22 protein-coding genes are annotated in these 22,143 nt (G+C 67.7%); 14 read left to right on the forward strand and 8 right to left on the reverse strand.

The annotated features are described in order from the left end of the window. The first annotated feature begins 161 nt into the window (after positions 1-161). Entirely contained in the window at positions 162-2,186 is a 2,025-nt protein-coding gene (locus tag AB0M14_RS26105) for an SDR family oxidoreductase (RefSeq protein ID WP_364999289.1), read from the forward strand. Between the two features lie 58 nt (positions 2,187-2,244). Here AB0M14_RS26105 and AB0M14_RS26110 read toward each other — a convergent pair whose 3' ends face one another. Both AB0M14_RS26110 and AB0M14_RS26115 read right to left on the reverse strand, forming a co-directional pair. Next, a complete protein-coding gene (locus tag AB0M14_RS26110; RefSeq protein ID WP_365000482.1) occupies positions 2,245-2,907 on the reverse strand; it encodes a cutinase family protein in 663 nt (220 codons plus the stop codon). Positions 2,908-3,233: 326 nt separating this feature from the next. Next, positions 3,234-4,496: an acyl-CoA dehydrogenase family protein gene (locus AB0M14_RS26115; protein WP_364999291.1), complete on the reverse strand. Its 1,263-nt coding sequence runs from the start codon at positions 4,494-4,496 to the stop codon at positions 3,234-3,236. Between the two features lie 190 nt (positions 4,497-4,686). Between AB0M14_RS26115 and AB0M14_RS26120 the strand changes: the two genes are divergently transcribed. The 3 genes from AB0M14_RS26120 to AB0M14_RS26130 all read left to right on the forward strand — a co-directional run bounded on the left by AB0M14_RS26120 (position 4,687) and on the right by AB0M14_RS26130 (position 7,744). Beyond that, complete coding sequence (locus tag AB0M14_RS26120) at positions 4,687-5,358, forward strand: TetR/AcrR family transcriptional regulator (protein WP_364999292.1); 672 nt, start codon at positions 4,687-4,689, stop codon at positions 5,356-5,358. A 71-nt stretch (positions 5,359-5,429) separates the two neighbouring features. Further along, positions 5,430-6,056: a TetR/AcrR family transcriptional regulator gene (locus tag AB0M14_RS26125; protein ID WP_365000484.1), complete on the forward strand. Its 627-nt coding sequence runs from the start codon at positions 5,430-5,432 to the stop codon at positions 6,054-6,056. Further along, positions 6,053-7,744, forward strand: coding sequence for an FAD-binding dehydrogenase (locus AB0M14_RS26130; protein WP_364999294.1), 1,692 nt, complete (start codon positions 6,053-6,055; stop codon positions 7,742-7,744). The genes AB0M14_RS26125 and AB0M14_RS26130 overlap by 4 nt, the downstream gene beginning before the upstream one ends. Before the next feature lie 8 nt (positions 7,745-7,752). On the opposite strand, the gene AB0M14_RS26135 is transcribed toward AB0M14_RS26130, so the two are convergent. Then, positions 7,753-8,277 (reverse strand): ester cyclase, encoded by a 525-nt coding sequence (locus tag AB0M14_RS26135; protein WP_364999296.1) that lies wholly within the window; start codon positions 8,275-8,277, stop codon positions 7,753-7,755. A 54-nt stretch (positions 8,278-8,331) separates the two neighbouring features. Between AB0M14_RS26135 and AB0M14_RS26140 the strand changes: the two genes are divergently transcribed. Continuing rightward, on the forward strand, positions 8,332-8,976 hold the full coding sequence (locus tag AB0M14_RS26140) for a helix-turn-helix domain-containing protein (RefSeq protein WP_364999299.1): 645 nt from the start codon (positions 8,332-8,334) through the stop codon (positions 8,974-8,976). On the opposite strand, the gene AB0M14_RS26145 is transcribed toward AB0M14_RS26140, so the two are convergent. From AB0M14_RS26145 to AB0M14_RS26160, 4 genes are all read right to left on the reverse strand, one after another. Beyond that, the gene (locus AB0M14_RS26145; protein ID WP_364999301.1) at positions 8,973-9,965 is read right to left on the reverse strand and encodes an expansin EXLX1 family cellulose-binding protein; all 993 of its coding nucleotides are present in this window, start codon (positions 9,963-9,965) and stop codon (positions 8,973-8,975) included. The two genes, AB0M14_RS26140 and AB0M14_RS26145, sit on opposite strands and share 4 nt — an antisense overlap. Before the next feature lie 226 nt (positions 9,966-10,191). Beyond that, positions 10,192-11,445, reverse strand: coding sequence for a bifunctional 3,4-dihydroxy-2-butanone-4-phosphate synthase/GTP cyclohydrolase II (locus tag AB0M14_RS26150; protein WP_364999303.1), 1,254 nt, complete (start codon positions 11,443-11,445; stop codon positions 10,192-10,194). A gap of 100 nt (positions 11,446-11,545) precedes the next feature. Continuing rightward, positions 11,546-12,157, reverse strand: coding sequence for a PadR family transcriptional regulator (locus AB0M14_RS26155; protein ID WP_364999305.1), 612 nt, complete (start codon positions 12,155-12,157; stop codon positions 11,546-11,548). A 72-nt stretch (positions 12,158-12,229) separates the two neighbouring features. Beyond that, on the reverse strand, positions 12,230-13,072 hold the full coding sequence (locus tag AB0M14_RS26160) for an IclR family transcriptional regulator (protein ID WP_364999307.1): 843 nt from the start codon (positions 13,070-13,072) through the stop codon (positions 12,230-12,232). Positions 13,073-13,318: 246 nt separating this feature from the next. Here AB0M14_RS26160 and AB0M14_RS26165 point away from each other — a divergent pair, with 246 nt between their 5' ends. Genes AB0M14_RS26165 through AB0M14_RS26190 form a run of 6 tightly spaced genes read left to right on the forward strand, consistent with a single transcriptional unit; the run spans position 13,319 to position 18,435 of the window. Next, entirely contained in the window at positions 13,319-13,861 is a 543-nt protein-coding gene (locus AB0M14_RS26165; RefSeq protein WP_364999308.1) for a flavin reductase family protein, read from the forward strand. 49 nt (positions 13,862-13,910) lie between these two features. Beyond that, complete coding sequence (locus AB0M14_RS26170) at positions 13,911-15,041, forward strand: Rieske 2Fe-2S domain-containing protein (RefSeq protein ID WP_364999310.1); 1,131 nt, start codon at positions 13,911-13,913, stop codon at positions 15,039-15,041. A gap of 2 nt (positions 15,042-15,043) precedes the next feature. Beyond that, positions 15,044-15,262 carry a hypothetical protein gene (locus AB0M14_RS26175; protein ID WP_364999311.1) on the forward strand — a complete coding sequence of 73 codons (219 nt, stop codon included), beginning with the start codon at positions 15,044-15,046 and terminating at the stop codon, positions 15,260-15,262. A gap of 26 nt (positions 15,263-15,288) precedes the next feature. After that, positions 15,289-16,173, forward strand: a complete 885-nt coding sequence (locus AB0M14_RS26180) for a VOC family protein (protein ID WP_364999313.1) — start codon at positions 15,289-15,291, stop codon at positions 16,171-16,173. Positions 16,174-16,201: 28 nt separating this feature from the next. After that, positions 16,202-17,404 (forward strand): LLM class flavin-dependent oxidoreductase, encoded by a 1,203-nt coding sequence (locus AB0M14_RS26185; RefSeq protein ID WP_364999314.1) that lies wholly within the window; start codon positions 16,202-16,204, stop codon positions 17,402-17,404. Then, entirely contained in the window at positions 17,404-18,435 is a 1,032-nt protein-coding gene (locus AB0M14_RS26190) for a zinc-binding dehydrogenase (RefSeq protein ID WP_364999316.1), read from the forward strand. The genes AB0M14_RS26185 and AB0M14_RS26190 overlap by 1 nt, the downstream gene beginning before the upstream one ends. Positions 18,436-18,470: 35 nt before the next feature. Here the strand turns inward: AB0M14_RS26190 and AB0M14_RS26195 are convergent, their stop codons facing one another. Further along, positions 18,471-18,737 (reverse strand): three-helix bundle dimerization domain-containing protein, encoded by a 267-nt coding sequence (locus AB0M14_RS26195; protein ID WP_364999318.1) that lies wholly within the window; start codon positions 18,735-18,737, stop codon positions 18,471-18,473. Positions 18,738-18,965: 228 nt separating this feature from the next. Here AB0M14_RS26195 and AB0M14_RS26200 point away from each other — a divergent pair, with 228 nt between their 5' ends. The 3 genes from AB0M14_RS26200 (at position 18,966) to AB0M14_RS26210 (ending at position 22,083) form a co-directional block, all read left to right on the forward strand. Further along, positions 18,966-20,798 (forward strand): multicopper oxidase domain-containing protein, encoded by a 1,833-nt coding sequence (locus tag AB0M14_RS26200; RefSeq protein ID WP_364999320.1) that lies wholly within the window; start codon positions 18,966-18,968, stop codon positions 20,796-20,798. A gap of 33 nt (positions 20,799-20,831) precedes the next feature. After that, complete coding sequence (locus tag AB0M14_RS26205; RefSeq protein ID WP_364999322.1) at positions 20,832-21,539, forward strand: carbon-nitrogen hydrolase family protein; 708 nt, start codon at positions 20,832-20,834, stop codon at positions 21,537-21,539. A gap of 61 nt (positions 21,540-21,600) precedes the next feature. Beyond that, the gene (locus AB0M14_RS26210; protein WP_364999324.1) at positions 21,601-22,083 is read left to right on the forward strand and encodes a nuclear transport factor 2 family protein; all 483 of its coding nucleotides are present in this window, start codon (positions 21,601-21,603) and stop codon (positions 22,081-22,083) included. Positions 22,084-22,143 lie beyond the last annotated feature (60 nt).

The following is a 22,143-nucleotide window of genomic DNA, read 5'->3' on the forward strand; positions in this document are numbered from 1 at the left end:
AGTTCCACACCGCGTCGTTTTGCCGCAACCTCCTCCGACCTATTACAGTTTCTAATCAGTCGGACCGAAGGTGTTCCCCGGCTTCTTTTATCCGCATCCACTGCTGCATGTCGGATCGGCGTTGTGCCACAAAACGATTCAAGACATGAGCAGGAGGGGTGATGGGTCTTTCACCAAGCACCGCGTACATCGTCACGGGCGGTACCGGTTTTCTCGGGCGACGGGTCGTGCAGGGCTTGCTCGACGCCGACCCCGAGGCGATCGTGCACGTCCTCATTCGCGAGGCGTCGCTGGCGAAGTTCGGCGAACTCGCCGCGGGCTGGCACGGCGGCGAGCGGGTCTTCGCCCTGCTCGGCGACCTGACCGCCGAAAACCTGGGGTTGCAGGACAACCCGCCCGCGGCCGATCACGTGCTGCACCTGGGCGCCGTCTACGACATGAGCGCCGACGAGGCGACCGCGCACGCGGCCAATGTCGCGGGCACCGCATCGGTCATCGCGCTGGCCCGGCAGCTCGGGGCGGTGCTGCACCATGTGTCGTCGGTCGCCGTCGCCGGTGACCACAAGGGCAAGTTCTTCGAGGAGGACTTCGACCTCGGCCAGCAGCTGACCTCGCCGTATCACCGCACCAAGTTCGCGGCCGAAAAGCTGGTCCGCGCGGCCGCCGACGTGCGCTGGCGGGTCTACCGCCCCGCGATCGTGGTCGGCGATTCGCGCACCGGCGAGATGGACAAGATCGACGGCCCCTATTACTTCTTCCCCGCCATCGCCAAGCTGGCCGGCCTGCCCGCCGACCTGCCGGTGCCGCTGCCGGACCTGGGCGCCACCAATATCGTCCCGGTCGACTATGTCTCGGCCGCGATGGTCGAGCTGGTTCGCCGCCCCGGCCTGGACGGGCGCACCTTCCATCTGGTCAACCCGGAACCACAGCCCTTCGACGAGGTGTACCGGGCGCTGGCCACCGCGGCGGGCGGCCCGACCGGCATCGGCGTGGTCCCCGGCAGCGGGTTCGCCCTGAACGGTCTGGCGCAGCTGCCGGGTGTGCCGGCCGTGCGTGATTTCCTCTTCGAGCAGGCCGGTATCCCCGCGGCCGTCGCACCGCATGTCGGCTTCACCGCCGAATTCGTCTCGGACTCCACTCAGGCGCAGCTGCGGGACTCCGGCCTGACCGTCCCGGCCTTCGACAGCTACGCCGAACGGCTCTGGCAGTTCTGGCGGGAGAACCTCGACCCCGATCGGGATCGCCCCACCGCCGGCGATCCGTTCGCGGGCCGGATCGTGCTGATCACCGGCGCTTCCTCGGGTATCGGCCTGGCCAGCGCGCACGCCGTCGCCCGGCGCGGCGGCACCGTGCTCATGGTCGCCCGCGGCCGCGAAGATCTCGACGCCGCCGTCGAATCCGTGCGCGCCGCCGGCGGTTCCGCCTTCGCCTACCCGTGCGACATCACCGATCCCGAAGCGGTCGAGCTGCTTGTCAAAACCGTGCTGCACGACCATGATCACGTCGACTACCTGGTCAACAACGCGGGGCGTTCGATCCGCCGTTCGGTGCTCAACTCGACCGATCGCATGCACGATTTCGAGCGCACCATGGCGGTCAACTACTTCGGCGCGGTGCGGCTGATTCTGGCCCTGCTGCCGTCCATGCGGGCGCGGCGTTTCGGTCACGTCGTCAATATCTCCTCGATCGCGGTGCAGACCAAGGTTCCGCGCTTCGCCGCCTACGTCGCGAGCAAGTCCGCGCTGGACAACTTCTCCGACATCGCCGCCGTCGAGAACCGGGACGCCGGAATCACTTTCACCTCGGTCCGGATGCCGCTCGTCCGTACCCCGATGATCGCGCCCACCGACCTCTACCGCTCGCTGCCGGTGCACGACTTGGATCAGGCCGCCGCGATCGTGCTGCGCGCCCTGGAACAGCGTCCACACCGGATCGACACTCCGGTCGGCACTTTCGCGCAGGCGGTAGATCTGCTGATGCCGTCGGTCAAGCGCTCGATTCTGCATCAGGGCTATCGGATGTTCGGGGAATCCCGTGCGGCACAGGGTGTTCAGCCGAAGACGCCAGACCAGCCGAGCTCCTCGCGCAGTCCGCTCACGATGCTCGCGCCGGTACTGCTCCCGCTGATGGCGCTGCCGACCCCGGCCGCTCGGGTCACCAAGGTGATTCCCGGACTGCACTGGTAGATACCGGACAGCGGGGCCGGCTCCGGCCGACCCCGCTGTCCGGATTTCCCGGTCCGGTCTAAACCCGGCTCGCCGCCAAACCGGCCGCGGGCCACATGGCCCAGCCGTAGTCGGCGTGCGCACCCCAGTCGAATCCGGCGCCGCACACCGGATCGCCTGCGGTGCAGTAGTTTCCGGTCCGCCAGCTGTAGGTTCCGGGGACACCCCAACCGGTCAGGCGGTTGGGATCACCGAACAGCAGCACCGCCGCCACCCGCGGCTCGATCCAGCCGGGGAGGGTATGGATGCCGCCCACGGAGGTCACGTTGCCCGTGCCGAGCACGCCGTGTACGACGATGGCGCCCTGCGAATATCCGACAAGGACGAATCGCTGATCCGGGCACCGCGCGGCCTGATGCTCGAGGTGCGCGGTCAGGTCGCGAGTGCCGTCACTCACCGACGACGGCACGCCGAGATTCGCCGGATAGTTCACCGAGTATGCCGTCGAGGCCACCGGAAGTGCGTGCTGGAGCGCGTTATACAGCGGATCGCCGATCGCGGCGCCGAGCCAGCCCGGCTCGGCGGTACCTCGGGCGACCACCACATCCACTGCGGTACAGGGATTCGCCAAGGCCGTCGTTGTCCCTAGGCTCGTCGCCGCGATTCCGGCTGTGAACGTGAGCACTGCGAATGCCCGTACCAGCCGCCACCTTTCGAAACGAATTGTCTTCCGGTTTACCATCGTGATCACCCAACTCACGCCGTTGTGAGAGGCCGAGTGACGATAGTCAGTGACTATCACTCGGCCCATATCCGCGAAGGTAAGAATCGGCGAAGCGACCGTCAAGCAATCGGAGCCAAGCGAGACCCGCCTGGCACACAATCGTTGTATGCGGAGCCTTTGCCAGCGCTCAATTCCGTTTCACGCCAAAAGCTCTCGACGGCGCGGCAGCGCCGATCAAGATCAATAAGCGGGAGCGCGGACGCCCTCGATCCGCATCCTGAGCAAATCCGCAGTTGAATCCGGTTGCCCGAGGGCGAGTTCCGTTCTCCCAGGAGTACCCAAACTCACACGCCTTTGACCGCGCTGCGATCCATGAACCCGAATAGATATCCGGCCACCCGCCGCATCTGGATCTCCTCGGCCCCCTCGGTGATCCGGTATCGCCGATGGTGCCGATAGATGTGCTCGAAGGGCTTGTGCCGCGAATAGCCGAGACCGCCGTGGACCTGCATGGCGCGATCGGCGGCTTCGCAGCACAGCCGGTTGGCCCAGTAGTTGCACATCGAAACCTGCTCCGAGGCCGCGAAAGTGCCGTAGGTGTCCATTGTCCAGGCGGTCTTGTGCAGGAGGGCGCGCAGCATCTCGCACTGTGTGTGCAGTTCGACCAGCGGGAACTGAATGGCCTGGTTGGCTGCCAGCGGCTTGCCGAAAGGCTTCCGCTCCTTGGCGTATGCGACGGCCTCGTCGACGCAATACTGCGCCGCACCGAGGCTGGAGGCGGCCTGGCGAATCCGGTTCTCGTTGAAGAAGTGCTGCACGACTCCGAGCCCGAGACCCTCCGGCCCGAACCTCGCCGAGTCGGGGACCCGCACCTCGGTCAGCGAGATCCGCGCGTGGTCGGTGGGCATGTTGAACGTCCACAGATACTCCTCGATCCGGAAGCCGGGCGCATCGGTCGGTACCAGGAACGCGGTGATGCCATGGCCGTCGCCGGGCCCACCTGCCGTACGGGCGAAGATCAGGTCGGCCTCGGCGATGTGGACCCCGGTGTTCCACGTCTTGGCGCCGTTGATGATCCAGTCGGCACCGGCGCGGACCGCGGTAGTGGTCATGTGGGTGGCGTCGGAACCGTGCTCGGGTTCGGTGATGCCGAAGGCGAAGACCTTGGTGCCCGCGGCCAGTCCGTCCACCCACTGCGCCTGCTGGGCCGGGGTGCCGTACTCGAGCATCAGCAGCAGACCTACGTTGTTGGCGACGATGGCGTGCTCGTTCTGCAGATCGCAGTGCAGGCCGAGTCCGCGCGCGGCCAGGTGCTCGCGAATCACCGCCATACCGAGATTGGTGCCGTCGCGCCCGCCGAACGCCCGCGGAAAGGCGTAGCGGTAGTGGCCCGCGGCATCGGCGCGACGCCGCGCTTCGGCCAGCAACTGCTCCCATTCCGCGGTCGGCAGGCCGCCGCGCTCCCAGTCGGTGCGGGCATCCTCGCGCCGGTGGTCGAAGAAACGCATGTTGTCGGCCTGCTGCTCGAGCGGGACGATTTCGGCGTCGATGAAAGCATCCAGCTCGGCCAGATATCCGGCCAGTTCCTGGGGAAGTTCGAAATCCACTGTCTCTCGCAACCTTTCACGCCGGGACGGATTCTGGACGATGACACCTCCGGCGCTGCCGCCATCATGACAGCACGGCAGCTCGCCCGACAGATATCTCACACCTTGTTGACATGTCGCCAATACTCTCGCCACGCTGTTCCGAACCGATTCACGAGGTCGGGGCGTTGCGGAAACAGGCGAGGGCGGCATGACACAGTCGGTGCGGGACGAGCGTGCTGAGATGCTCCGGGTGCGGGGACTCTCCGATCGCGGCATGCACGCGCGCACGGCGCGCGCCGCACAACGCCAGCAGGTGTTGTCGGCAGCCGCGGACGTGTTCGGGCATCAGGGGTACTACGCGGCCCAGATGCGCGAGATCGCCGACCTGGCGGGCATGAGCAAACCGACCATGTACAAACATTTCTCCAGCAAACTCGACCTCTACCTGACCGTCCTCCAGTCGCGCCTGGACCGATTGGTCGCCGGGATCCGGGAGGCGTTGAATGCCGCGGGAGGCGGTCCGAGCCGGGCCCGGGCCGCGGTCGAGGTCTGCTTCGATTTCATCGACAACGATCCGGAGGGGTTCCGGCTCGTTTTCGAGACCGAGGTGCCGACCGAACCTGCCGTGCGCCTGCGCGTCGACCGCGCGATCGATGATTGCGTCCTCGCGGTGGCCGGCCTGCTGGCCCGCGAGCCGAGCACCGATCCGTTCCGCGCGCGGATGCTGGCGGCCGGACTGGTGGGAATCTGCCGGTTCACCGCCCGGCAATGGCTCGATTCCCGCCGGACTATCCCGAAAGATCAAGCGATCACCGCCACGGTGCTGCTGTGCGAGCGAGGCTTGTCCGGCGTTCCGCTCGTACGCCTGCCCGGCAGCTGAGCTTCTGATACATTTCTGTATTGAATACAGAAGTGTATCGAGCGCGGAGGAGGTTTCCGTTGGCGTCGGCAATGGGCGCGCCGCGGGTCACCCGCAGGCGGGTCGAGACCAGAAACCGGCTGCTCACGGCCGCCTATGAGGTGTTCGCCGAGGAAGGATTCGGCCGGGCCTCGGTGGAGCGGGTGTGCGAGCGGGCCGGGTTCACCCGGGGCGCGTTCTACTCGAACTTCAGCTCGCTCGACGAGCTGTTCCTGGCCATGTGGGAGCAGCGATCGGCCGACATGCTCGCCGATGTCCGCGCCACCCTGGACGACATCGCCGTCGACGGCGCCGAGGACATCACCGCCGCGGTGGACCGGCTGGTGCGCGCGGTCCCGCTGGATGAGGCGTGGTTCCGCATCACCGCGGAGTTCACCGCACACGCGCTGCGCACACCGGCGCTGCGACGGGTCGTCGCCGCACGGGAGGACGCGATCGTCGCCGCGCTCATCCCGACGATCGTGACCGCGCTGGCCCGGGCCGGGCGCATCGTCCCCGACCCCACCGCGCTCGGGCAGGCCCTCGTCGCCGTGCACGACGGCACCGCCGTGCAAGTCCTGATGGAACCGCGCAGCCGCCAGGTCCGGCGACGGCGCACCGACCTTTTCTGTCATGTGGTGCTGGCGTACAGCACCCCCACCACCGAAGGATCGACATGAAGAACTGCAGTCCCGAATTCGCCGATGCGGCAGAGGTTATCGTCGTCGGCGCCGGCCTGGCCGGACTGGTCGCCGCGTACGAGCTGAGCAAGGCCGGCCACAAGGTGCATCTGCTGGATCAGGAGAACAGCAACAACCTGGGCGGGCAGGCGTTCTGGTCGTTGGGCGGGTTGTTCTTCGTCGACAGCCCCGAGCAGCGGCGCCTGGGCATCCACGACTCCTACGAACTAGCGCTTCAGGATTGGCTCGGCTCGGCCGGTTTCGACCGCGACGACGAGGATCGTTGGGCGCGCCAGTGGGCCCAGGCTTACGTCCGGTTCGCCGCCACCGAGAAGCGGGATTACTTGCACGACTTGGGTTTGCGGGTGACGCCGCTGGTCGGCTGGGCCGAGCGCGGCGGCGGTTTCGCCGACGGGCACGGCAATTCGGTGCCGCGGTTCCATCTCACCTGGGGCACCGGGCCCGAGGTGTTGCGGGTGTTCGCCGAGCCGGTTCTGGAGGCGGAGCGAAAGGGCTTGGTGGGCTTCAGCTTCCGGCATCAGGTGGACGAGTTGATCGTCGAGGACGGCGCGGTGGTCGGCGTCCGCGGCAGCGTCCTCGAGGACACCGATCTGGAGCGCGGTAAGGCTTCATCCCGAGAGGTGTTGGGCGACTTCGAGTTCCGCGCTCAGGCCGTGATCGTGACCTCCGGCGGTATCGGGCACAACCACGACATGATCCGCCGCAATTGGCCGGTGGATCGTCTGGGGCCGTGCCCCCAGACCCTCATCTCGGGCGTGCCCGCGCACGTCGACGGCCGGATGCTCGGCATCTCGGAGTCCGCGGGGGCCGCCCTGGTCAACCGCGACCGGATGTGGCATTACACCGAGGGCATCATGAACTGGGATCCGATCTGGCCCGACCACGCCATCCGGATCATTCCCGGCCCGTCCTCGATGTGGTTCGACGCGCACGGAAAGCGTTTGCCCGCACCGTGTTTCCCCGGTTTCGACACCAACGCCACCATGCGGGAGATCCTGGCGACCGGCGAGGACTACTCGTGGTTCGTGCTCACCCAGTCGATCATCGAGAAGGAGTTCGCGCTCTCGGGCTCCGAGCAGAATCCCGATATCACCGGCAAGGATCTGAAGCTCACCCTCAAGAGCCGGGTCGCCAAGGGCGCGCCCGGCCCGGTCGAAGCGTTCAAGCAGCACGGCGCGGATTTCGTGGTCGCCGACAACCTGCGCGATCTGGTCGACGGGATGAACAAGATCGCCCGCGGCCCGCAACTGGACTACGCCGCCCTGGAACGTCAGATCGTGGCCCGCGACCGCGAGATCGGGAACAAATTCAGCAAAGACAGCCAGCTCATGGCCATCACCAACGCGCGCCAGTATTTCGGTGACAAGGCCGGCCGGGTCGCCAAGCCGCATCGCATCCTCGATCCGGCGGCGGGCCCGCTGATCGCGGTCCGCCTCAATATTCTGACTCGCAAGACCCTGGGCGGCCTGCAAACCAACCTGGACTCCCAGGTCATCCAGCCCGGCGGCGATCCGTTCCCGGGCCTGTACGCCGCGGGCGAGGTGGCCGGCTTCGGCGGCGGCGGCGTGCACGGCTACAACGCCCTGGAGGGCACCTTCCTCGGCGGCTGCATCTTCTCCGGCCGCGCCGCCGGACGGGCGCTGGCCGCGAAGCTCGCCGCGAGCTGACCGGAAGGCTAGGCGCGCAGCGCTTTTCGCGCCGCGCGCTTCACCTTGGCGCAGCGCAGCAGGTACATCGGCGTCGGCGGCACCCAGCCCAGTTGCAGGGCCATGCCGAGGTCGTCGCGGTTGGCCCAGTGCTCGGCGATCTTGCCCTCGCGCATGCGGAACCAATGGGACTGGGTGATCTCGAAGGTCTTGCCGGTCGGCGCGAAGGCCTGCTCGACCTCGGCCTGCTCGTCGTAGAAGACCACCGGCCCGGTGTGCCGACCGCGCATGGTGGTGTTCAGCGTGACCAGATCACCCTCGGCGGCGGCGCAATGGATTTCGTAGGACAGGTCACTGATGGCGGCGCTCAGCCAGCTCGCGAGCTGGTAGAACGCCTCCGGACCGGTGCCGCGCGCGGCGGGCGGCGCGGCCTTGCGTTCGCGGGTAATTCCGTCCGGGTGGACGACCTCGGCGAAATCGGCCGGGGTCCCCTCGGTCATCAGCTCGATGCTGCGGATGGCGACAGATTTCAGATCGGTGGGCAGAGTGATCATGATGGGCTCCAAATTAGATACAGTTAGACTGTACTTAAAAGTGTGGGACGGGAGATGACGCCAGTCAAGAGGCAATATGACGCGACGGGCCGGCAGGAGCAGGCCCGCGCCCGGCGCCGCGCCGTGGTCGTCGCGGCGCGCGAGTTGTTCGAGCGGGACGGCTTCCGCGCGACCACCATCGCCGGGATCGCCGCCCACGCGGGCGTCTCGGCGGAAAGCGTGTACAAGGGTTTCGGCACCAAGGCGGCGGTCGCCAAAGCGGTCTTCGACTTCGTGATCGCCGGTGACGACGAGCCGGTGCCGGTCGCGCAGCGCCCCCAGCAGCTGGCCATCCAGGACGAGCCCGACGCGCGGCGGAAGATCGCGATGTTCGTCGCGGGACTCGCCGTGCGGACCCAGCGGTCGGCGCGGGTGCAGATCCTCATCCGGGACGCCCGCCACGTCGACGACTCGTTGACGCCGGTCTGGGACAAACTCACCGAGGAGGGCCGCACCGGAATGCTGATGCTCGGGCGCCACCTGCACGGCACGGGTCAGTTGCGCGCGGACCTCGAGGTCGAGGAGGTCCGGGACATCCTGTGGAACTATCTCGCCGTCGATCACTACGAGCGCCTGGTCCTGCTGTGCGACTGGTCGCTCGAGCGGTACACCGAATGGCTCACCCGAGCGCTGGCCGACGCGCTCGTCGGGGGGAGCTAGCCTGCCTTACATTCCGCCAGTGCCCGGTCGGCTTCCGACCCGGCGGGAGTCGTGGGCAGGGCGGTCGGGGCAGGCAGCGGGGCCGGGGCCGGTTCGGTGGTCGTGGTGTCGGGTTCCGGCGGGGGTTCGTTCGGGTAGAGGCGAGCGCCGGTGCGGTGCGGGCCGGGGTCGAGGGTGAGGCCGTAGATCTCGGTCGCGTTGTCGTAGAGATCGGTGACCCGCACGGCGAAGGGACCCTCGCCCGCGCCGGAGATGGTCCAGTGGTTGTCCGGGCCGCGGGTCAGGTCCTGCCAGTCGCCGCCGTCGGCCGGACGAATCGCGACCTGCCGCAACGGATTTCCGGTGTTGCTGAACAGCACCGCGAGCCAGCTCGCCGAGGAATCCGGCTTCACCTCGTAGATCACTTCCGGCGCCGGATCCGGGTCGCGCACCACGCTGTAGCGGATGTCCGCGACCCCCTGGGACGGGTCGGCGATCTGCTCGAAGGCGGCGGTGCTCAGATCCAGTTGACCCGGTGCGCAGCCCGGGCAGCGGTCTGCGATGAGGACCCGGACGTCGCCGTACGGGCCGTGAACGTCGAGGAAGGCCCCGCACAGGTCGGCGTTGCCGTACTCATGGGTGGAGATGCCGACATAGAAGCCGTCCACCGGCAGATCCTGATATGAGCAGGCGACGCCGGGGCTGAAGGAGTAGTAGCGCGCCTCCCCCGGCACCGCCGAAGAAGGCGAGGCGGTGGGTGCCGGTTCCGGCGGCGTGGTGCGCTTGGTCGCGACGCCGGAACTGCTGGGCGGCAACGCGATCTGCGTCGTGGCCATGGTGTCGGTGGCGGTGGTGGTCGCCTCGCAGGTGATCGGTTCGGGGCGCGCTACCCACACCACGACCCCGACGACGGCGAGCAGCGCGCCCAGCGCCGACCACGCCCAGCCCGAACGAAAGTGATCTTGTCTCAGAGGTATTCGGTGCACCGCGGTCCCCGGCTTCCGGCTCACCCAACTCGCGGACTCTCCATCCTGACCTCCTCAGGAAACCAGCAGGTCGCGGCGCGGCGGCCGGGAACGTAAATACTCCACAGTGAAACACTGGCGATTCGGCAATCCTGGGGCAAATCACCCCGGCGCATGCTCATCGCCCACCGCGAGAACCGGAAAAGCTTCACCGATCCGGACCGCGCCGCGCACCGTAGCAGGGCGGTCCGGTTAGCTCGGGCCGGCCGAATTATGAGGTGGCACGCTGCGGTATCGCGTCGACATCCACGAGTTGATGATTCATGCGATCCCGCTTGGCGCGCAGGTACCGAATGTTGTGTTCGGTCGGCGTCGATTGCAGCGGGAGCCGCTGCAACACCGTGACCCCGTGCTCCTCGAGACCGGCTTGCTTGGCCGGGTTATTGCTCAGCAGCCGCACCGAGCGGATGCCCAGATCGGCGAGAACCTGTGCGCCTGCGGTGTACTCCCGCGCGTCGGCGGGCAGGCCCAGCGCGAGATTCGCCTCGACGGTGTCGGCCCCACGATCCTGGAGCTGGTAGGCCCGCAGCTTGTTCAGCAATCCGATACCGCGCCCCTCCTGCCCGCGCAGGTACACCACCACGCCGCTCCCGGCCTCGGCGATCATCCGCAACGCGGCGTCGAGTTGGTCTCCGCAATCGCAGCGCAGGGAGCCGAGCGCATCACCGGTGAGACATTCCGAATGCAACCGGGCCAGCACGCCGTCGGCGCCCGGCTCGCCGAAAACCAGTGCGAGCGTTTCGGTTCCGGTGCGGTCGTCGCAGTAGCCGACCACCCGGAACTCGCCGAACCTGGTGGGCAGCCGGGTCTCGACCACCCGGCTCAGGGTGCGCTCGACCCGCTGCCGGTACTCGATCAGATCGGCGATGGAGATGATCGGAAGCTGGTGTGCGCGAGCGAATTCGACGAGCTCGGGCAGCCGCGCCATCGACCCGTCGTCCCGCACGATCTCGGCGATCACACCGGCGGGCGGCAATCCCGCGAGCCGCGTCAGATCGACCGCGGCCTCGGTATGCCCGGGTCGCCCGAGCACACCGTCCGGATCCGCCCGCAGCGGAAACACGTGTCCCGGCCGCGTCAGGTCACTCGCCACGGTGGCCGCGTCAGCCAGCACTCGCACGGTCCGAGCCCGATCCGCGGCCGAAATGCCGGTGCTGATCCCGCCGGCCGCGTCCACCGACACCGTGTACGCGGTGCCTTTGGGGTCCTCGTTGACCGCCGCCATCGGCGGTAGCCGCAACCGATCCAGCTCAGCCCCGGTCATCGGAGCGCACAGCACCCCGCTGGTATGCCGGACCATGAACCCGATGGTCTCCGGCGTCGCCAACGACGCGGCCAGCACCAGATCGCCCTCGTTCTCCCGATCCTCGTCGTCGACGACGACCACCAACCCACCCGCCGCGATCGCGGCGATCCCCGCCTCGACCGGGTCCAGCGAGCGTTGCAGCACGATATCGGTCCGCATGACCACCTCCTATATGCCTATTAGAAATACCCCTAGCCGCGATACAAAGAGGATGTCTCGCTGAGTGGCAGGCAGCCGGGTCCGGCCATGACTACGCGCGTCAGGAAGCGCGGCGGCCCTTCGGTTTCGGGGGGCGCTTCGGGGCCTCGGCCGCGAGTTTGGCCACGTCGGCGAGGAGTTCCTTGGCGAAGTCACGTTCGGCTTCGTAGTGGCGGACGCACCAGCGCAGGACCGCGCCCGGATAGGCCCAGTCGGGGTTCTCGTCGGCGCCCTCGGCGTCGATTTCGGCCAGCTTGCGCATCCGCTCGGCGTAATCGATGTGCTCGGTGAGGATTTCGCGCAGGCGGTCCGGCTCGGCGAGGTGGCCGAGCCAGGCGCGCAGCATGACACTATGTTTCAGAACCGGGGCCTCCACGGGGGCGTGGTTGACCCATTGGGCCGCGGCGGCGCGGCCGGAATCGGTGATGGCGTACATCCGCTTGCCGCGGACGCCGTCGTCCTGCAGCACGGTGCGCGAGGTCGCGTAGCCGTGCTTCTCCAGGCGTTTCAGTTCGGCGTAGATCTGACTGAAGGAGGGACTCCAGTAGAAGAACTGCAGGCTCCAGTCGGCCCACTTCTTCAGGTCGTAGCCGGACAATTCCTCGGCGTGCGAAAGCATTCCGAGCACCGCCCAGCTGGTGGTCGGCAGCTCGGGCACCTTCGCGTCACTCATGGCCACGCCTGGTTCGATCACTCACGAATCGGACTATATCGCCTAGGCATATCCCTGACCAGGAAAATCCTGCTAGCGCCACCGCGCATGCCTCGGGAACAGGCTGCGGCCTGCCTCGTGTGCCACCTCGACGAGCACGCGGGCCAGCCGCGCGGTGTCCAGAGCCGTTCGCTCGCCGGTGATCTGGGCGGTCAGCGAGAGCGCGGCGACGGCCGCGCCCCGGCCGCGCACGGGCACCGCGACACAGGCGATGCCCGCCACCGCTTCCTCGTTGTCGACGGCCACGCCCTGGCGGTGCCGGATCCGGGCCAGCTCGCGATGCAATTCGCCTCTGTCGCAAATGGTCCGGGGCGTCAGCTGGGGTAGCGGATCCCGGAAGGAGGCTTCGACGATGCTCGGCTCCAGCGAAGCGAGCAGCGCTTTGCCCAAAGCCGTACTGTGCGCGGGCATTCGGCCGCCCAGCCGGGTCGGCACGTTCGCGGTGCCGCGGCCGCCGGCCTTGTCCAGGTAGAGCACCTCACGCCCGTCGAGCACGCCGAGGTGCCCGACCATGCCGGTGCGCTGCGCCAGGTCGTGCAGCAGCGGACTCACCACATCACGAATCTCGTTGTGGTCGGCGGCGAGTCCGCCGAGTTCGAGGGTGCGCATCCCGAGCCGGTAGCCGCCGGGGGCGTGCGCGAGCCAGCGCAGCCGGATCATCTGGTCCAGGATGCGATGCACCGTGGAGCGCGGGAGACCCGTCCGTTCGGCCAGGCCGAGCAGCGTGAGCGTCGGGGTCGAGCCGTCGAAGGCGTCCAGTATCAACGTCATTCGTTCGATCATGGACACCGGCGGTTGCGCCGGTTTGGCGGTCGCTCGACCCGTTCCCGTCCACGCTTCGCCGGACTCGGGATGGGTCAGCATCTCGACCGTCATGGTTACCTCCAGTGGTGTAGCGCATCCAAGCTTAGGAGTATTTCGACTAGGCATGTGCGGTTTCGGCAGTCCTCGTTGTGTCCCCCATCACAGTGCCGACCCGGGCCGATGGGCGAATCCCGGAAACTACGTAGACCGCTACGGATCTTCTCGGTAGCCGGAATCCATCCTTGACACCCCCTCGCGGTCACAGCTTACTTTCATGGCGAAACGGAATATGTCTAGTAGAAACTTCATCGTGAAAGGATGGCTGCCGATATGGCCGTCGACCTCGACTTCAAGGCCGTCCTCGGTCGGTTCTGCACCGGCGTCACCGCCGTCACCGCGCTGGACGGGGAGCGACCGCTGGGATTCGCCTGCCAGTCGTTCTCCGCACTGTCGCTGGACCCCCTGGCGGTCGCGATCTTCCCCGCCCGCACCTCCACCACCTGGCCGCGTATCCGCGAGGTCGGCCGGTTCTGCGTGAACATCCTTGCCGCCGATCAGGAATCGGTATGCCGCCAGTTGAGCCGCAGCGGGACGGAGAAATTCGCGGACCTGGACTGGACGCGCTCCCCCAACGGCGCACCGCTGCTCGCGGGCGCGATCGCCTGGATCGATTGCACGCTGGCACAGGAGGTGGACGGCGGCGATCACACCATCGTGGTCGGGCACGTCACCGCGCTCGGCGAACAGCGCGAGGCGCCCCCGCTGCTGTTCTATCGCTCCGGTTTCGAGCGGCTCGAGCAACGCCCGTTGAGTGGGACCACACCTACCGGTCCCCGAGCAGCGGTCTCAGCATCGAAATAACCCAGCTCGTCATAGACCTGACCGAAATACCTTCGGAGGAATTCACATCATGACCGACGATCAGGTGCGCGTGATCGACACCGGCGCCCCGCCCGCACGGTACGCCCGCGGCTGGCACTGCCTCGGCCTCGCGGACTCCTTCCGCGACGGAAAGCCGCACACCATCGAGGCTTTCGGCACCGAGCTCGTCGTCTTCGCCGCCGGCGACGGCGCCTTGAACGTGCTCGACGCCTACTGCCGGCACATGGGCGGAAACCTGGGCGACGGCACCATCAAGGGCGACGCCCTGGCCTGCCCGTTCCACGACTGGCGCTGGAAGGGCAACGGCCGCTGCGCCGGCATCCCGTACGCCCGCCGGGTACCGCCGCTGGCGCGCACCAAGGCCTGGCCCACGCTGGAACAGAACAAGCAGCTGTTCGTGTGGCACGACCCGGAGGGCAACCCGCCGTCCGAGGAGGTCACGATCCCGCGGATCGACGGCGTCTTCAGCGACGAGTGGAGCGACTGGACCTGGAACGAGATCGTCATCGAGGGCGCGAACTGCCGCGAGGTGATCGACAACGTCGTCGACATGGCGCATTTCTTCTACGTGCACTTCGCCTTCCCGACGTACTTCAAGAACGTCTTCGAAGGACACGTCGCCAGCCAGTACATGACCTCGATCGGACGCGAGGACGTCCAGGGCGAACTGGCGAAAGAGGCGGGCGGGAAGAATGTGCTGCGCTCCGAGGCGCACTACTACGGGCCCTCCTACATGATCGATCACCTGGTCAGCGAAACCAACGGCGTCGCAGTGGAATCGGTGCTGATCAACTGCCACTACCCGGTGACGCCGACCAAGTTCGTCCTGCAGTACGGCGCGATCGTGAAGAAGCTGCCCGGGCTCGCCCCGGCGGAAGCCGATGCCATGGCGGTGCGGTTCGCGAGCGGCCTGGGCCGCGGATTCGAGCAGGACGTCGCGATCTGGAAACGCAAGACCCGCATCGACAACCCGCTGCTGTGCGAGGAGGACGGTCCGGTCTACCAGCTGCGGCGCTGGTATGAGCAGTTCTACCGGGACGTCGCCGAGATCGACGAGAAGATGACCGATCGCTTCGAATTCGAGGTCGACACCACCCGCGCGGTGACCGCGTGGGAGGCCGAAGTGGCCGAGAACCTCGCCGCCGGGCGCCTGAGCTAGCCATGCCCGCCATCACCTGCGACGCCTGCGGAAACCTGGTCAGCGTCGTCAAATTCAGTCCCGCGCACACCAGTGTGCAGTGGAACGGCGCGGCGGCCCGCAGCTGCGCCGAAGCCGGCGACGGCCCCTTCCGCGGCTGCCTCGCGCTGCGGCGCAGCATCGAAAACGCCGTCACCGCGGGCGCTCTGGGCCTGCACACCCGCGACCACGACCTTCTCTGACCCTCTCTCGCCAAAGGATCTCGGCAATGACAGTCATCAGCTCGCTCGGCTATGTGAAGGTCGCGGTCAGCGACCCGCACGCCTGGCGCACCTTCGCCTTCGACGTCATCGGCTTCGCCGAAGGGACCGGACCCGATCCGGACGCGCTCTATCTCCGTATGGACGAGCGCGCCGCCCGGCTGGAACTGGTGCCCGGCGACGCCGACAAGGTGCTCGCCATCGGCTGGGAAGTGCGCGACTATCGCGCGCTGGCGCAGGTCCGGACCGCCGTGGAGCAGTTCAGCATCGAGGTCACGCAGCTGACGCTGGCGGAGGCCGACGCGCGCCGGGTCGAGGAAGCGATCAGCTTCCTCGACCCCGCCGGCACCACTGTGGAGGTGTTCCACGGGCCGGTGCTCGACCACTCCCCCGTGGTGGGTCAGCACGGAAACCGCTTCGTCACCGAGGGATTGGGCCTCGGCCACGCCGTCCTGCCGGTGCCGGATCTCGATGCCGCGTTCCGCTTCTATTCCGAGGTGCTGGGTTTCCTGCCGCGTGGCGCGTTCCGGTTGCCGACGCCGCCCGAGTACGGCCCGATGCGGGTGCGCTTCCTCGGCGTCAATCGACGCCACCACAGCCTTGCGCTGATTCCCTCGGGCGGGCAAGAGGGTTCCGGGCTGGTGCACATCATGGTCGAGGTCGACTCGCTCGACGATGTGGGCCGGGCGCTGGATCGGGTCGGCAAGGCCGGGTACCACCTGTCCTCGACGCTGGGCCGGCACACCAACGACAAGATGATCTCCTTCTACGTCCGCACCCCGGGCGGCTGGGACCTCGAATTCGGCACCGAGGGCACGCAGGTCGACGAATCCACCTACAGCGCGGAGGAGATCACCGCCGACAGCTACTGGGGCCACGACTGGTCCCGGTGATTCAGTAGTACTAGTTAGGACAACTGCATTGAGCGATAACGAGCAGCACGGGCCTACTCGGTTCGGATTCTTCATCGCCCCCTATCACCCGCTGACCGGCAACCCCACCTTGCAGATCCACCGCGATCTGGCCTTGGTGGAACTGGCCGATCAGCTCGGCTACGCGGAGGCGTGGGTCGGCGAGCACCACTCCGCCGGGCTCGAAATCATCGCCGCCCCTGAGGTTTTCCTCGCCGCCGCCGCTCAGCGCACGCGGCGGATCAAACTCGGCACCGGCGTGAACTCGCTGCCGTATCACCAGCCGATGATGCTCGCCGACCGGCTGTGCCTGCTCGATCACCTGACCATGGGCCGCACCATGATGGGTGTCGGCCCGGGGCAGCTGGCCACCGATGCCGCCATGATGGGCATCGATCCGGTCCGGCAGCGCGACATGATGCACGAGTCCATGGCCGTGCTGGTCCGGCTGCTGCGCGGGGAAACCGTCACCGCGCGTTCGGAGTGGTACCACCTGGAGGAAGCCCGGCTCCAGCTGCTGCCGTACGGCGACCTGGAGCTGGCGGTCGCGTCCACCATCTCCCCCTCGGGCGCGGTGCTGGCCGGACGCCACGGTGCGGGCCTGCTGTCGCTGGCCGCCTCCGATCCCTCCGGATACGAAGCGCTGCTGCCGAATTGGAAGGTCTACGAGCGGACCATGGCCGAGCACGGGCACACCGTGGACCGGTCGCAGTGGCGGCTCGTCGCCCCGATGCATATCGCCGAGACCCGCGAACAGGCCCTGCGCGAGGCCGAGTGGGGTGTCGGTCATCTCGTCGACTACATCGAGAAGCTCAGCGGCAGGCAAGCCCCGTGGAACACCTCGGCGCGCGCCGCGGTGCAGCAGTGGGCCGGCGAAGGATTCCCCGCGTTCGGGCGCGCCACCATCGGCACGCCCGACGACGCGATCGCCACGATCGAGAAGCTGGCCGAACAATCCGGCGGCTTCGGAACCTTCCTGCTCCTGGGCCTCAATGTCGCGGACTGGGAGGCCACCCAGCGCTCGGCGAAACTGTTCGCCGAGCACGTGATTCCGCATTTCACCCGCGCCAACCGCAACCGTGTCGCCTCGCTGGAATGGGCACACGCCAACAGCGAACGCATGATCGGCGGCCTGACCGCCGGCATCCAGAGCGCGTTCGAAAAGCACGGTCAGGCACTGGCTTCCGCGCTCGGCGCCGAGGAGAGCAACTGATGCGGGCGGTAGTGATGCGCGATCGGCGACTGGTCGTGGACGAGGTGCCCGAGCCGGTACCCGGTCCGGGACAGGTCCTGGTCGAAACCGTGGCGTGCGGCATCTGCGGGTCCGACAAGCAGGCCCTGGACTTCACCGACGAGTTTCTCCAGGCCTCCCGGGACAGCGGCGTCCCTACCTTCGAATTCGACCCGCACCGCGATGTGGTGCTGGGCCACGAGCTGGCCGCCCGTGTCCTCTCGGCGGGGCCGGACACGCCGCACACCGAAGGTCAACTGGTCGTCGCGCTCCCCTGGGCCGTTGATCACGCCGGGCAGATTCACGGCGTCGGCTTCTCCAACGACTTCCCGGGCGGTTACGGCGAGCGAATGGTGTTGCAGGCCATGGCCTTGGAACCCATCCCCGAGCATGTCCCGCCGCACGTCGCCGCGCTCACCGAACCGCTGGCGGTCGGCTACGGCAATGTCGCGCGCACCGGCATCGGCCAGGGTGGCACCGGAATCGTGATCGGCTGCGGTCCAGTCGGTTTGGGTGTCGTCGCCGCTCTCGCCGAGCGCGGCGTCGCACCCATCATCGCGTCGGATCCTTCGAAGTTGCGGCGCGAGACCGCCTTACGGCTCGGCGCACACCGGGTGGTCGATCCGGGCGTGCAGGACCCGGTCGAGGTCTGGCGCGCGGCGGCCTCGTCCGGTCAGCTGCTGCACGTCTGGGTCTGTGCCGCCGTTCCGGGGATGCTCAACGACCTGATGTACAAGGTGCCCCGGCAAACCACGATCCTGCAGGTCGGCTCGGTCATGACCGACGACGTCATTCGCCCCATCGTGGGCATCTACAAGGACATCTCCCTGCAGATGTGCATGGTCTACCCGCATGAGGAGTACGCGAAGACGCTGGGCCGCATCGCCGACGGCAGTATCGACGCCGCCGCCCTGATCACCGATCAGGTCGGGCTGGACGGAGTCGCGGGCGCGATCGAAGCGCTCCGCAACCCCGACGATCACATCCAGATCCTGGTGCGGCCCAACGGCTGACGCTCCCGGCCCTGGGACCCGGAGCTGCGTGCGGTTCAGCGAGTGGCGGACACCCTCCGATCACCGGCGGCAGCGCGCAACCACTCACGGGTGAAGCGTTCGGCCAGCAGCGGGAGGAAGTTGTCGAGGGTGGCGTCGGCGACCAGGTGGTGGTACGCGGCGTTCAGCATGCCTTCGATGACGGCCTCGTCGGCGATGGCGTCGAACTCTTCCGCCAGTCGGCGGGCGGCGACGCGTAAGGCCATGTCTTGGTCGAGGGTGGGGTCGTTGGTGCGGCTGCCGGTGGCTGGACTCTGGGTCACGGCGGTCTCCTCGGCGTGGGCGGAACTCGGACGCGTGGGCCGCGCCCAGTTCGCGAGTACCCCGGGGCGCTGCCGGCGCCGAGGCATCCGAGGTGGTCGACAGCAACTATTCATCTGCTATTCACCTGACGCTCGCTCGGTGGCGCAGCGGATGTCCGGGTCGCTATCGCGCGGCAGCGGCGGATAGGCTCGCACAGTCTTGTACGTGCGTCCAGGAAGTGTCTCGTTATGCCGCCCCGATCCGAACGCCCGGCGCGGACCGCACTCCCCCGCCGCACCTTGCTCCGGGCGGCGCTGGCCGCGCCCTTCGCGGTCGCGCTCCCCTCGGCGCGGGCCGAAGACATTCCCTGGCCGCCGGCGATTCCCGGCGTCCCGCTGATCCACCGGTCGCCGCCGTTGACCCCGTACGTCGACGAGTTGCCGATCCCGCCGAAGCGCGGGCTCGGCGGGACCATTCCGGTGCGCGAGGGGCGGCATGTCTTCCATCGCGATCTACCGTCCGCTCGATCCTGGGGTTACGACGGGCTCCCGCATCTCGGGCCCACCCTCGAGGTGCGATCCGGAAAGTCCGCGCCGCACACGGTGTTCGCCAACGAGCTCGGCGAGCACCTGCTGGCCGGTGACATCGACCTGGATATCCACGGATCCGAGCACAGCGATCTGACGCGGCCGAAGATCGTGGTGCATCTGCACGGCGCGCCGAACGAGCCCGGCAGCGACGGGCATCCGTACGACACGTTCACCCCGGGGCAGTCCGGCGGCTACGACTTCAACAACGATCTGCCCGCGACCACGCTCTGGTACCACGATCACGCCATGGGCCTGACCCGCCTGAACATGTATGCGGGCTTGGCCGGAATGTATTGGGTGCGCGATGAATTCGACACCGGCGCGCCGGACAATCCGCTCGGGCTGCCCAGCGGCGAGTTCGAGATTCCGCTCATCCTGCAGGACCGGCTGTTCTATCCGAACGGCGAAATGCGCTTTCACCTGTCGGCCGTGCTGCCGCGCAACTTCTGGGGCGGCGGGTTCAGCGGTGACGTCATGTGCGTCAACGGCAAGGCATGGCCGAAACTCACTGTCGGCCGGGGACTTTACCGGTTTCGGATGGTCAACGCGTCGGCGATGGATGACTACCGCCTGTTCTTCGCCAACCGCATGCCGTTCTGGGTCATCGGCGGCGACGGCGGGTTGCTCGATGCGCCGCGGCAGGTGACGAGCTTGCCGATCGGCGCGGGCGAACGCTACGACCTGCTGGCGGATTTCTCCGGGCTGCGGCCGGGTGATCGGGTGGAATTGCGCAATGATGCTCAGATCAACGCGTTTTCCCAGCTGTCGGGTTCGCGGCTGATCCCGAACATCATGCAGTTCGCTGTCGACGACCGGCCGGCGTTCACCGGACCGGTGCCCGCGACTTTGCGCGGCGGACCCGATCGGCCCCCGGCCATCGTGCCGATCGATCGCGGCGCGGTGACCCGGGTGCGCACCGCCACCCTGAACGAGCCGGTGGAGGCGAAACCGCCGTTCTTGTACTTCAACATCAACAATCTGATGTTCGACTCCGCGGATATCGAGCTGCCCGAGGAGGGTGCGGTCGAGCAGTGGAATCTGGTGAACGTCACCGAGACTCCGCACACGGTGCACATCCACCTGGTGCAGTTCCAGATCCTGGGGCGGCAGCTGTACAACGTCCCCGGCTACAAGCTGGCCCATCCGAGCCCGCCGCCGCACACCAGGTGGACTCCGGACGCGGAACCCTTTCTGGTGGGCGAGATGTCGGGTCCGCGACCGTACGAGGCCGGCTGGAAGGACACGGTGCACTGCCCGCCGTTCCAGGTCACCAAGGTGCTGATGCGTTTCCCGACCGAGGCCGAGCTCGGCTTCGACCCGGATCGCGAGTTCGGCGCCGACAAGCACGGAAATCCGTTGCGCGGCTATGTCTGGCACTGTCATCTCGGCGATCACGAGGACCATGACATGATGCTGCGCTATCGGCTGGTGAAACCAGGCGCGGCGCAACCGGTTCCGCAGCACGGCGGGTCGGCACCGCACACCCACTGAGCGGTGCGGCGGCCGACGGGTGAGGATTGGCGCATGATCGTCGCAGCAGCGCAGTTCGCTCCCATTCCCGGTGCGATCACCCGCAATGTCGAGACCATGGCGACCTTGATCCGGTCGGCCGGCGCCCGGGTGGTCGTCTTTCCCGAGCTGGCGGTGCCGGGATACGTGCCGGACCAGATCCGTGCCGAGCCGAATCTCTGGCTGGCGCAGGAGGATCCGCGACTGGATCCGGTTCGCGCGGCCTGCCGCGCCGCCGGCGCGGCGGCCGTGGTCAACGCGGCGGTGGTCACCGGCCGCGGGCGGCCGGCCATCACCTCGCTCGTGATCGGACCGGCGGGCGAGCTGCTGGCCCGCTACGACAAGCGGCATCTGTACAGCCCGGAGGACGAGGTCTTCGCGGCCGGCGACCGGGACGGCCGATTCGAGCTCGACGGTATCTGGTTCGCCCTGGCCACCTGCTACGACAACCGCTTCCCCGAGATCGCCGAGCGCGCGAAAGCCGATGGCTGCCAGGCCTATTTGGCGAGCTCGGTGCTCGATGTGGACAACGACTCGTTCGAGCGGGTCTATCCGGTCCGGGCGCGGGAGAACGGGCTCTACGTCGTCCTGGCCAATGTCACCGGCAGCAATCAGGTGGGCGAATGCCGGGGCGGCAGCGGCGGCTGGGGCCCGGACGGCGAGCGCATCGCCGACGCCGGCACCCAGCACACCGGATACGCACTCGTCCAGATCCCGTCCTGACCACCGGAACCGCGCTGGCAGAGTGGTTGTCCCGGCCCAGGACGCGTGCGAGCCTGGGCGGATGGATCTCGCCGCCCTGGAAGCCATCCGCCAGCTGAAGTACCGCTACTTCCGCACGCTCGACCTGAAGGACTGGGACGAGTTCGCCGACACGCTCGCCGAGGACGCCGAAGGTCGTTACGGCACCCACGCTCTCGGCAAAGCCCTGGTTTTCGACGGGCGCGCGGCGATCACCGATTTCATGCGGCAGAATCTGGGCCCGGCGGTCAACACCACGCATGTCGCGAACCATCCCGAGATCCAGGTCGACGGCGAAACCGCGACCGGCTCCTGGCTTTTCGAAGACACGGTGATCGCCACCGAGTACGGCGTCCTGATTCGCGGTTCCGGCTACTACACCGACAGCTACCGGCTCGACGCCGACGGCCGCTGGCGTATCGCCGCCACCAGCTATCAGCGCATCTATGAATCGTCGCAGGCGCTCGCGGACACACCGAGCTTCCAGCTGCTGACGAACAGGTGGGCGACCGCCAGAACCGACTGACCTGTTTCCTGGACCGGACTAGGCTCGGTACCGACAGCATCGAGACCACGAGCTCCGGTC

The sequence above is a fragment of the Nocardia sp. NPDC051832 genome (assembly GCF_040681285.1).
Classification (GTDB): domain Bacteria; phylum Actinomycetota; class Actinomycetes; order Mycobacteriales; family Mycobacteriaceae; genus Nocardia.